8 protein-coding genes are annotated in these 12,256 nt (G+C 59.1%); 6 read left to right on the top strand and 2 right to left on the bottom strand.

Annotated elements, in window-relative coordinates:
* The coding region (locus GA0061099_RS37695) for a transposase (protein ID WP_208604914.1) at positions 1-190 on the bottom strand (190 nt) is incomplete at its 3' end.
* A gap of 1,021 nt (positions 191-1,211) precedes the next feature.
* A complete protein-coding gene (locus tag GA0061099_RS37690) occupies positions 1,212-1,652 on the bottom strand; it encodes a VirK family protein (protein WP_036032015.1) in 441 nt (146 codons plus the stop codon).
* 693 nt (positions 1,653-2,345) lie between these two features.
* Here GA0061099_RS37690 and GA0061099_RS37685 point away from each other — a divergent pair.
* The 6 genes from GA0061099_RS37685 to GA0061099_RS37655 form a co-directional block, all read left to right on the top strand.
* Entirely contained in the window at positions 2,346-3,323 is a 978-nt protein-coding gene (locus tag GA0061099_RS37685) for a hypothetical protein (RefSeq protein ID WP_036032013.1), read from the top strand.
* Between the two features lie 2,040 nt (positions 3,324-5,363).
* On the top strand, positions 5,364-6,053 hold the full coding sequence (locus GA0061099_RS37675; RefSeq protein WP_036032010.1) for a response regulator: 690 nt from the start codon (positions 5,364-5,366) through the stop codon (positions 6,051-6,053).
* A 27-nt stretch (positions 6,054-6,080) separates the two neighbouring features.
* Positions 6,081-7,535, top strand: coding sequence for a type II and III secretion system protein family protein (locus GA0061099_RS37670; protein ID WP_036032008.1), 1,455 nt, complete (start codon positions 6,081-6,083; stop codon positions 7,533-7,535).
* 10 nt (positions 7,536-7,545) lie between these two features.
* Positions 7,546-8,208, top strand: a complete 663-nt coding sequence (locus GA0061099_RS37665) for a CpaD family pilus assembly lipoprotein (RefSeq protein ID WP_036032006.1) — start codon at positions 7,546-7,548, stop codon at positions 8,206-8,208.
* A 1,220-nt stretch (positions 8,209-9,428) separates the two neighbouring features.
* Positions 9,429-11,870, top strand: coding sequence for a hypothetical protein (locus GA0061099_RS37660; RefSeq protein ID WP_074448587.1), 2,442 nt, complete (start codon positions 9,429-9,431; stop codon positions 11,868-11,870).
* 136 nt (positions 11,871-12,006) lie between these two features.
* Positions 12,007-12,256 (top strand): transposase (locus GA0061099_RS37655; protein ID WP_141697735.1); only part of this gene is annotated, 250 nt, incomplete at its 3' end.

The following is a 12,256-nucleotide window of genomic DNA, read 5'->3' as shown; positions in this document are numbered from 1 at the left end:
AGGTCCGGTCGCGGTAGCCGTTGCGCTGCGCCAGACGCTCGGGGTTCTTCTCGCCGTAGGCGGCCCCGGTCTGGCCTTCCACTTCCAGCTCCATCAGGCGCTGGGCAGCAAAGCCGATCATCTCGCGCAGCAGATCCGCATCGGGGGTCTTCTCCACGAGCGAGCGGAGGTTCATCATCTCATCGGTCATCGGTGGTTCCTCGAATCAGGTTGGTGTCAGCAACCCGACCCTACCGGCGAACTGCCGGTGACCACCGCAAAGCCGCCCGCCCGCTACGGCGCCATGGGAGGGCGCGCGTGCGGACGGCTTTGCTCTACCGAGCTACACCATCACCGGGGACACGACCCGCTTGGTGGAAACATGAGAGTTCAGCCCAACCCTGTATCGTCTCTGAAGTTCGCCGCACTTATCCGCGGGTTGGAACGACCCTTGCCCACTATTCATTCTAGGTTTCCGCCTGGGCAGGTCAGCTTTTGCGAAGCTAACATGGTAGCGATAGAACGAGGTAGCCATGCCCGCCGACCGCAGAATGGATCGATACAACGCGATCAGCCTAACCGATGGCCGCGCTCAGCTCTTCCGTTGCCGCGCAATTTGGCTGAACGAGGTGCTCGTCGGCACCTCGAGCAGTTGCTCAAGCTGCCGAAACCACGGATCGTTTGCTCAGAGAGCTTCGATCTGCGCGCGAACGCAGTTTACGAGCGGTGAGCAAACCCATAGCGGCCAGCCCAGATGATCTTAAGCGGGATGGTTCAATCACCTTGTGGCTGCATTCGGCAGCACTGAGATTTCAAGGTAAAGGACCCCAAAAGAGGCGGATGAAGGATACGAGCGCATCCTGGGCGCCTAGGTCGAGTGTCATCAACGCGAGCCCGCGGCTGGATCGACTTGGAATGTTCTTACGATGACCGCAGACTGCGTGAGGGCGTCCTTGGCGAGTTCATCTGAAGCGTTCAAGTGAGAGCCTTGCTCCCCCCATCCGACGACTGGCTGAACCGCCGATCTTCCAATCCCTGATATCGAATCTAGATCGGCGGCCCTCATGAGTTACCTGAGCAGCAAGTTCGTGCAACTTGATCCTCGCCCGACGAAACGACCGTCAGAAACACTCTGATCGTTCCTGACGATCGAAAGGATCCGTATCCGTGCGAAGGTGTCCGCGCGATTAAAGGATCAAGTCTTTGAAGCGCCCCCTGCTCTGTGCTCTTCGTTACCAGATGAACTTTGCGCCATCCGGCAGTTCGCAGATGAATTCGCCCTGGTTCACGAGTTCGGTGGTCCCGACGACAAGTTTCGAGGCTCGCACCGTCAGCTTGCCCTCGCGGCTAAGGCTATGGCGGATGTACTCGGTCACGGCATGTCCGGAGCTGTCGACCGTTTGATGAGCATTGGCGAAGCTGATGCCGTTCTGGACGGTTACCCTGAATGCATTGATGAGCAGGCCGGCTTGCGTCGCCGACGCAGGCTTGCCACCCTCCGCTGTGGTACAGCGGCTCATGTCCAGTATGAGCTTTACATTCTTCCCCGCCTGGAGGGCACTGAGCACCTCGGTGTATTTCGGCGAGGGCTCGTCGGCTCTCGCCGGCGCGCTCACGCTCGCGGCCGAAAGCAAGGACAACAGGATCGTTAGTGCTCGGCCAGTAAACTTCATATGCTCTTCTCCCTCGATAAGTACCGCAAATTGCGCTTTTAAAGACGTCGTGCTCGCAAGCCCTTTGTCTGATTCCAGACACAACGCGCGCTCGCGCCTGTACAAAAGCAGCCTGTCGCAACGAGGCGCAAGTCGCTGTGATGGCTATTCCGACATCACAACCTCGTAGGTCAGGTTTGCTGAAGTGGCTTAGCTTCGCGCGCGTCGACTACAACGATTTGATCCAGCGTCGTCCTCCGCTTGGAAACAACAAAACGGAAGCCGGTTGCGCTTGTCCATCGCAGTCCTAACGGGCGCGAGAATGCAGTTCTCACATCTGCATAAGGAGACGATCTACGAAAGACATTCGGCCAGCCGCAAGCGCCAGTCCGTCCGTCTTGCTGTGCAAGGACCGTCTCCCTGGATGAAGCGTCCGCATGAGGTAGTGGAGCGAACCTGGCGCGGCGGTCCGAAAAAGCTCACTCAGCGGCGCCGATCTCGGCTGATCGAACACCAATGCCGGAGGGCACAAGGCAGCACGGTGTCGTGGTACGTCGCCTCCCGCGGCTTCCGTGCAGCTGACCGTTCGCCTCGTTGACTGACTCTATTCGACCCTTTCCAAAGCTAAATGACCTCCTTCCTGGTCGGTCAGCTTCTCGAAAGCTGCACCTGCAACAACTACGCCGACCGCCTGCACTTTGAAGGGAGAGAGAGATGAATGTTGATACAGGAAATGCCGCAGACACTCCCTTTGAGGTTCACAACCCGCTACAGGAGCCGCACCGGGTCCACGGGCCACAAGACGAGCTTAACACCCAGATCAGCGCATCGGCGCACAGTTCAGACGATCAAGAAAGCTTCGAGCAGCACTTGAATGACTTGAATCTAGACGACGTAGACTCGGTCTATTCAACCTCGGCTTCACCCCCCTTAGCGGCAAATTCCGCTACCGCCCGCTCCTCGTCTGCGCCAGGCGGCGCGGCCTCGGAAACCAGTCGCTATCCAGCCCCATCATTTGTCGGCGCGCGCGCCCAGCTTGCGGCAACGCTAATGGGCGCCACGCTCCAAGAGCTCAAGAACGAGATCGCCCTCGCCGAAAACCAGTCAGCGCGATGGGCGCCAGCGGGGGACAACGGTGTCGACCGGGATCGCATTTTCGAAAATATAGCGGCATCGACATATCTCAAGCTGCATCGTTTCCAGAACCAGGACAGCGATTGCAAACCGCGCACGGAAGCCACCACATCTGCAATATCACACGTCCGTAACACGGCGCGCGATCATTCTTCCATTGGAGATCCTCTGGAGCGATATCCCCTGGACCTGGCACGCCAGGCTGGATGGCATATGCGCGGTAAGACCGCTTCTCCATTCGTGTCGTTGGTCGAAGACCCTTCGAAACTCAGCGTCTCCCGAGACGACTGGGCGAGAGCGATCGCAAACAATGCCGACAAGCTGCATACCTACGTCGTCCCGAAGTCTGCGGTCTGGACGCCCGACGACGTACTGAGCAGTATTGGCCTTGCAATGAATGTGGAGGATAGCGACAACATCGATGCGGATGTGGATTTGATGTGTTCGCTTGGCAGAACGCCAACTAGTGAGACAGAGCGCTTGTTCCTCGGCGGCAATTTGGAAAGCTATCGAGTCGCCAGTGAAGACAACCCCTTCAAGCGGAGGACTGGAGAGTAACGATTAGCCAACTGGCGACTGCGCCATGCTCGTAGGTCCCTTAATGCTGACTAGATGACCACCCGAAGGAAGGGTCATCCCAGGCGAGCCCGCTTCACGGACAACGATAATGGCTTGGCCACAGGCGCTGAGACCTATCCCTTGACCGGGCGAGGGACGAAGGGGCGCCCACATCCCAAGAGGTACCCGACAGTGTGGCGGAGGACACACTCGCGCCATTGTTTGTTCTTCCCCGGCCTCATTCGAGTGCTGCGGCCTCCTCGCTCGATCCAGCCGCCGCCGACACGTTCGGAAGAAAGTTCAGATGACGTGAGCCACTAAGGCCGCGCATCGATCGTTTCCGCAGCTCGACCTGCCATCGATGGTGCGATCAATCGCAAGAGCTCGAACGCTAGCGCATCAAAGATCAAGTCAATAGAGTCTCGCTCGCGCGGCAAGCCGTGCCCTCGCACAATGGTCTATCTGCTACCTGGATGCGTTCCATCAAAAGAATCGATTTTGCCGATCTTGCCTAAAAGCTCCATAGTCGCTCGTGATGTATGGAGGCAGCATTCAAGAATGTCGTTTCGCAATTCTTCCAGTCCCTTGTCAGTCAAATCAGCTTGCGAGCTCCGGCGCCTGCATCCCATAGGTTAGCTCCTGCGCCTCACATAGAAGCATCACGGGGCGCCACTGTCTCCCTGCTGAGTTCGCACGCACGAAGTCGACCGCACGACCACGACGTCACACCTAAAGGGCCAGCAAAGACGACGGCCCTCACACACTGTCATCGCCTTTGGCTCAAGCTACGCTTTTGGACCGACGAAATGCTCATGACCTTGAGGAGAGGGACGCGCGCGACGCGCAGCTCGATAGTTTGGTTAGGACGTGTCGTCATTGCTAAAGACTCGTCGAGTTCGAGAGCACCGCTACGGACCAGCGGTCAAAAGCACTTGAACCTCACCTAGCGTCAGATTGTAGGATTTCTGACAGTCGCGACACCGCCCCCCGCTCGCGTGAACTCTTCCTGACAGGTAGCAAGAATTGCGAACGTCTCAAAAGAACAATGCTCCGCTGCGCCGCCCAATCATGCTGCTGGATAGCTCCTCTCCAGGGCCAGCGTCCCACACCGCCTATGTGGAGATCGAAGGACGCAGCGCCGATCCTATCCCAAGCGAATCAAGATGCGCCGTGCGAGAAGAACGCTGGCGGCCGCTATCTCGGCCTTGCGGGGCACACTCCAACTCCGAAATCGAGATCCGATCATTTTGGGGCTGTGCACTCCGTGAGGCGAAGTTGTTCTGGTGTAGGCACCGGGATCTATGCGCAATGGCAAAACTGTGGAGCTCGGTTCTGCAATCGCTCGCAGCTTTCGCTGGGCTGCGACGTATGCGGGGACCTCGGGCGCGTCACAACTTCAGCACGGTTGACACCTTGCGTGCGAACAATTGCGCGCGAGAGGGTGCTCTTCCGGCCGCGAGGGGCAGATCGTTTCGGCGTGCATCTCGGGCTGTGAAGCCAGTGGCCAGATGCCTCGCGTGATGTGTCCTTGAATACCGGAAAGACTTGCACTGTCGTGACTTCACGACACGACAGGCTCGACAGCCCAGCAAGACTGGCCGCAGACCAAGACTAATTGGGGAGTTTCCATGTCAGTTTCGCTCATCTGTTCAGCCACAAATCCGATCGTCTCCCGCGCTTTGGTTTCGGTTGCGCGGCTCGGCGCTATTCTTTCTGCGGGGGCCGGGTCAGTGCGTGCAAGGACGGGCGTGATCGGCCCACGGACGCGTCAGCGGGCTGCCGCGGCTGTCAGCCTCTTAAACAAAAACAGATCTGGCATGAGGGGCATGTTGAGCAGCGCCGACGCCGTAAGCAGGCTGCAGCGGTCCGTGGTCCATCCGACGACAATCGACCCGCAGGTATTGATCGCCAGCCAACATGCTCCGCCCTCTCGTTTCGGGCTGTCCAAACTCACACCGGTCCAGCCTCCTCTCAGTTACATCGAGCCCATGCTCAATCGTGACGCGCTCAGGTCTGCGTGGATGGACGAGAGGCAATGAAATGCGAATTCTCCTGGTTGATCATCATGCGGACTTTGCCCGCCACGTGAAGGAAGTGCTGTTAGGTTGCGGCTTCGCCGTCGACGTAACACGCACGCTGGATGAGGCGGCGGCCGCGCTCGATTGCGCGAACTACCACATGGTCCTGCTCGAATCGGCTTTGCCCGATGGAGACGGATTGGACTGGCTGAAGCAGTTGCGGCGCGAGGGACGGTCAATGCCCACCATGATGATGAGTAGTCTCAATGATCTCGGCCGGCGGATTGCGATTTTCAATGCGGGCGCGGATGATTTTCTGCCTAAGCCCGTCTCTACCGACGAACTCATTGCTCGGATGCGAGCGATTTTGCGACGGTCAACGCAAATGACGGCGCCGGTGGTGACATTCGGGAATCTGCATTTCGATCCAATCGCGCGGCAAGTCTCGGTCGGTGGCCGAATCCTCAGAATTGCGCGCCGGGAAGTGTGCATTCTTGAACATCTGCTCAACCGCGCGGGGCGTACCGTGCCGCGCGCATCGCTCGAAGATAGCTTGTATGCATTTGACGACGAGGTCTCGACCAATGCGCTGGAAGTCGGGATCTATCGATTGCGCACGCATTTGAGCCAGGCGGGCGCAACGCTCAGGATCAAGACCGCGCGCGGTGTCGGTTACACCCTTGAACTCATTGGCGCAGCCTCGGCTGCCTAGCCGATCGAACTTGAAAGCGACACTCCCTTGAACATCGTTAACAATGCCCCCGGCGCTGATGAGCCGTCCATGGTGGCAGGCCGCTCGCACTATGCCGCTTTTCGCCGCCTCTGGTACGCTCTGTGCGCAGTCGCTCTGTTATTTCCGTTTGCTGCCACAGCTCAGACAAAGCGAGATGGCAAAGCAGAACAGCCACGCGCGGCGTCTGGCAGCACCACCGGCACGCTCAGCCTTACTTCCTCACAGGGCAAGACAGTTCATCTGACCGGACCGGCTGCGAGCATTTTTGTCGCCGACCCGGCGATTGCGGACTATCAGGCGCCCTCAAACACCACGATCTTCGTCTTTGGCAAAAAGGCGGGACGGACCAGCCTGTTCGCCCTGAACGACAAGGGAGAGGCTCTGGCTGAGCTGCGTATTGTCGTTACCCAACCGATCCAGGATCTGCGGGCCGCGCTGAGGGCTGAGGTCGGCGACTATCCGATACAGGTCAGCTATACTCCCCGGGGCGCAATTCTTAGCGGGACCGCGCCCACTGCCGATGTCGTCGAGAACGCCAGGAAGGTCACTGAGCAGTTTCTTGGGGCGGGCGCGCTGGTTGCCAACAAGATCCAGGTGGCTGGCTCGTTGCAGGTGAATCTCAGCGTACGGGTGGCAGAAGTCTCCCGCAGCGCGGTCAAGGATCTCAACATCAACTTCACCGCCTCCGGCCCAAACGGCGCTTTCCTTATTACCGGAAAAGGGGGCGGGTCCGGCGCGGCCGGCGGCGGCGGCACGATCGGAATCGGGTTTAGCGCCGGCAATACCAATCTCAGCGCTGTTCTCGACGCTCTCGCGAGCGAGCACCTCGCCTCTATCTTGGCTGAGCCGAATCTGACGGCGATGTCCGGCGAAGCCGCAAGCTTTCTCGCCGGCGGGGAATTTCCGATTCCGGTCATGCAGGACAATCGACAGGTTTCCGTGCAATTCCGGCAGTTCGGCGTCAGCCTGGAATTCGTCCCAACTGTGCTGAACAACAATCAGATCAATATACGTGTGAAGCCCGAAGTCAGTGAACTGTCGAGCGAAGGCGAAGTCAAAATCAATGGCATGGCGGTCCCTGCACTCTCAACGCGGCGCGCGAGCACCGTTGTGGAGCTTGCCAGCGGTCAGAGCTTTGCAATCGGCGGCCTCATCAGGCGCAACTTCAACACTGATATCGGCGAGTTTCCCTGGCTCGGCGATGTGCCGATCCTCGGTGCGCTGTTTCGCTCTTCATCGTTTCAAAAACGTGAAACCGAGCTGGTCATTATTGTCACGCCGTACATCGTGCGGCCGGCATCGAACCCGAACAAGATGAGTGCACCGAGCGATCGCATCTCACCGCCCTCAGACGCGGGGCGCATTTTGACGAACACGGTGGCCCGGCCGCCGCGAGACCGCGATGCTCCTCGCACCAGCACACCAGGATTGACCGGCAGTGCCGGCTTTATCATCGAATGAGGACCCTCATATGACCTTGCGACATTTGTGTCACTTGATCGCTATAGGAGCAACATTGGGTGGCTGTGCAAATAGTGCCTCGATCCATCTCGGGCCGGCTGAACAAGCAATACAGGTAGAGCAGAAGAAACGTATCTTGTTCCTGCGGAGCCTGCGTGGCTCCGAAAAGCGTCAACTGCGGAGCTTTATCGCGAACGCCAGTGGCGGCCGGCGGGATGCGCTCCATGTGGATGTCACCGGCTCACCCAGGCTCCTTGCCCAAGTGGCGCACGAGGCCCGCGCCATGGGCGTTGCACCTTATAACATCCGCCTGTCCGCTTCTCCCGTCGATTTACCGCCCCGTTCCGGCGTGAGGATCGAGGCGATCACCTTTGATGCCCATCCTCCGATCTGTCCGTCGCTTTTGATCGTCGGACCAGCCGTGAACGACAATTCGTTCGAACCCACGCTTGGTTGCTCGACCAAAAACAATCTGGCAGTTATGGTAAACGATCCGCTCGACTTGCTGGATAATCGGTCTGTCATCACAAGTAATGGCGATCGCGCCGCCATTCCCCTGGCCAACTACGGTACCTTCGCCCCGCGTAACAAGAGCAACAGAGAAGATGGAGCAGGTACGGCAGCCCCGAACGCGGCGGGAACGACAGAACCGAATGTGCAGCCGCTCCGATAGCGGTTTTTGGCGAATGTCGGAAATCACAATAGCTGCTGCCATGTGGCTAGCAAGGAGAGGCGGCTCGATCGTGACACACAAACCCGCGCTCTGTTTCGGGAGCGGTGACGATCAAGCGCAACGTGCTGCACAGCTCTCGAACGGATGGCGGATCTTGTTCACCCGCACCAATGGATCTCGTCCAGAAATTCCACGTGGCGTGCGCGTGCTCAACAAGGCCGCCATCACGACCCTGAGCGCTTCGACGGTGAAACCGTGACCGGACGTGCCTAAGCGAGATCGACGGCGAAGACCGAGCCTACGATCTATGGGGCGTCTCCAAGAGGGCAACTTAGGCTTGGCGACCACGTCGGTCGTTTGGCTCCGCGCCGTTATGGCTATGGAGCACCCATTTGTGGCTCCAGTTCAGTAACGCGCTCGGCAGCTGGTCTGCATCATCGTCCGTCTTATCCGATCGATGCATTGCCCTCTTGCGCGAGCGCCACAGTTGCCGCGCGCTGGACGCTATGTAGGAGGCACATCGGATTAAGCCAAACAATAACATGGTTTGTCCTGGGTGTCTGAATGCACGCGGCTTCACAGGCTAGCGTTGCCTCTCAATGGCAACGACCGAGCCATCAGCAGTCAAAACGCGCTCGGCCGCTGGCTTCATGGATCAATGGCCCTCGGCAATCCCGCCCTAATCTGCCACCCAGCATGTCGGAGCGTGTGTGTTGAAAGTGAACATGACCACAAGGTGGTATACGAATGGCTTCGTTTCGCTTCTATTCTCGCAGCAGGCGACCACCAACCAGAGCTTGCGAGCTTTATTGAAAGCGCGCGTTCCTGGGAATGCTGGTCAGGAACGCGCAAGAGTGCCCTCAATTCTGGTGCCGCCCATACCGATATCTCGTTGGTTCAAGGAGCGAGCGCCCCGTCGCCGCCTCAGCCCGACCTCCGAGTAATCGAAAGCCCCCGGATGACCCGGTCCTCACGATCATACCGCCGTGAAGGGACCGAGATCTGAAGCGCTGTGGCGCATCACACCACCATTTCAGCTCAACACTTCAGTTGAAGACGCTGTTTTTTCTTCCGGCGCTTTCTTTTGCCTGCTCGAGCGATGCTACAGCGCACGCCGGCCATCATTCACATGTCATCCTACCTTTCCGCCGGCCACGTCAGATTTTGGAAAGCTAACGTGAGTAGCGAAGTGGCGAAAAAGCGATGCCAGCGGACTGACCATGGACCGATTCAACACGATCAACCCAGCCGATAGAGAGTCCACTGCGTCAGATGCCAGCGTGGAACAGCCGCAACAGCCGCATGTTGCGTTTGAGCAGCACCTGGCAGGCGCGCGAGAGGCGGGCCCCGTATATCCTCACGCGGCATTGTATGATGTCACTGACGAAGACGATCGCCTCATCCAGGCGGCATCGGCCGCTGCTCTCGATCGAGGGCCACCGCCGAGTAAAACCACCGTCGAAATTTATGATCGTCGGCTTCGCAAATTCGCCGACGCACTGAAGAAGTCTGGCAAATCAATCTCTGGGCTGGATGACGACACGTTAGCCGGTTACGCTAAGAAGCTGCTGCCAGGCGATAAGGTCATTGCCCCAGCATTGTCAATGGTCAGTCAGTACCGCGAGCCTGACGCCGACGCTGGCCCCATCTCAACACATTATCGTCCTTCCAGGGAAGATGAGAGGGTCATCAGGAAGGCCGCCAACGCAGGTTTTGGTCGACGGATTGGCAAGAGAACGGCCGAGAGCTATGCGAGCCATCTGCGGAAATTGGCGGTAGCGCTCCGCCCCTTGTCCATGGCCGAGCTCAGTGATGATAGACTGCTTGGCCACGCGGACAGGTTGTTTCCAAAGGACAAGACGCTCATCGCCGCCTTGAACGGCCTCCGCGATTATCGCGCGACTACCCTGCAGAACAATTTAGGCGGGGAAGGAGGCAGCTCGCGTCAGGTCATTCAGCCGTCCGCGCCCTCGCCCATGCCCCCGGCCGATGGGCAGCCGATGGGGAGCGGCGCGGATGGGGGCGGCTCATTGCCGCCCGGGTTCGATGTTCCGCAGGTCAGGCATGCAATGGGTTTAGCGGCCCATTCTCCTATACAAAGTGTCGCCCAGGACGAGCTTTTCGATGCGGCGGATCGCGAGGTCCTCTTGCCGGCGACAACACATGCACCGGTGCCTTGGCCAACGACGAGTTCAATCGCCCCCTCGCCGGTGCAAAGTGTCGCTCAGGAAGGGCTTTTCGATGCAGCGGATCGCGAGAACCTCTTGCCAGCGTCGACCTTCGATGCACCGGTGCCTTGGCCAACGATGAGTCCAACCATCCCCTCCCCGGTGCAAGGTATCGCTCAGGAAGAGCTCTTCGATGCCGCGGATCGCGAGAACCTCTTGCCCACCCCAACCTTCGATGCACCGGCGCCTTGGCCAATGATGAATCTAACAATCCCCTCGCCGGTGCAAAGTGTCTCTCAGGAAGAGCTTTTCGATGCCGCGGATCGCGAGAACCTCTTGTTGGCCCCACCCTTCAATGCACCGGTGCCTTGGCCAACGATGAGTCTAACCATCCCCTCGCCGGTTCAAAGTGTCGCTCAGGAAGAGCTTTTCGATGCCGCGGATCGCGAGAACCTCTTGCCGGCCCCGGCCTTCGATGCACCGGTGCCTTGGCCAACGCTCAGTCCAATAATCCCCTCGCCGGTGCAAAGTGTCTCTCAGGAAGAGCTTTTCGATGCCGCGACTTGGCAGCCGAGCTCGCGGCAGCCGAATTCCGCCTCTGAAGACCACCCTGGACGGATGATGAACCAAGGCGCTGCGGCCCAGACCATGCTTGAGCAGACGGTCGCGGCAGCCGGCGACGCCTTTGATGCGTCTTTGAGCGTTCCCGAGGATTTCTCGCACGGCACCCAGGCCGCGCCCAATATGATGCACACGCTTCGCCGCTGGGGCCTCCTGCCGGATGCAGCACAGCGGATAAAGACCTACGATATTCGCGGTGAACGCTATATCGCCGTCTTGGGACCGGGAGGGCTCAATGATGTTCGGCTCGTCCATCTGCGGTCGCCCGCTGTCGGCGATACGTTTGATGTTTCGTTCGCCGTTCCCGAGAATTTTTCCCATCACACCCAGCTGGCCCCCGACATGATGCTGTCCACGTTGGGGGATTGGGACTTCTTGCCTGTTGCGAAACATCCAATCATGAACTACGAAATCGGCGGCGAACGCTACACGGCCATCTTGGGACCGGAAGGCCCCAAGGACGTTCAGCTCATTCATCACCCTCGGCCCGGTTTGCCGGGTGAAGCTACGCCTGCGGCACCGAGGACTTCCTCAGATATTTACGGCGGTCTTGCGCCCGGCTTTGATTGGCTGGCACCTTTCGAATCGCGTGAGGACCCTCCCTCGGCACTGCCACCAAGCCTTTCCCTGCCGTCTGCCGCACCGGCATCAGGTCATCAACCCTTCCCCCAAGTGCCTGAACTGGGAGAGTTGTTGGGCGACGACTGGACGCACGGCCCCCAAGAGGCTTCGCCTGCCGTGATCGACATATTGCAGATCCTTGGCCTTCTGCCGAGTCGCGACGTCCCAATGACCGTGTTTTTGATCCACGGTCAGCGCTACACGGCCGAAAGCCTAGCGGGAGGCGGCGTTCTTCTGTTCCATCGGCCATAATTTGGCTGAACGAGCGGCTCGTCGGCACCACAGGCCCGTTGAGAGCGTGCTCCAGATGGGAGCCGTCCTAGGGTCTGTACCTAATTAGCGAACTCTGATTCCCTGGCAGCGGGTTGATTCCACGCGGGGGACTTCGATGCGCAAAGGACTGTTCTGGCTCAACGACAAGCAATGGGCTCTGATAGAGCCGCATCTGCCAACGAACCAGACCGGACCGGTGCGCGATGACGATCGACGCGTCATCAGCGGTATCATTCACATGCTTCAGTGCGGCGCACGCTGGCGCGATTGCCCGCCCGACTATGGTCCGTACACGACGATCTACAATCGTTTCAATCGCTGGGCCAAGCGCGGACATTGGCGGGCGATCTTTGAAGCGCTCGCCC

It is taken from the genome of Bradyrhizobium yuanmingense (genome assembly GCF_900094575.1).
GTDB lineage: Bacteria > Pseudomonadota > Alphaproteobacteria > Rhizobiales > Xanthobacteraceae > Bradyrhizobium > Bradyrhizobium yuanmingense.
This window is presented reverse-complemented; position numbering and strand designations above follow the sequence as displayed.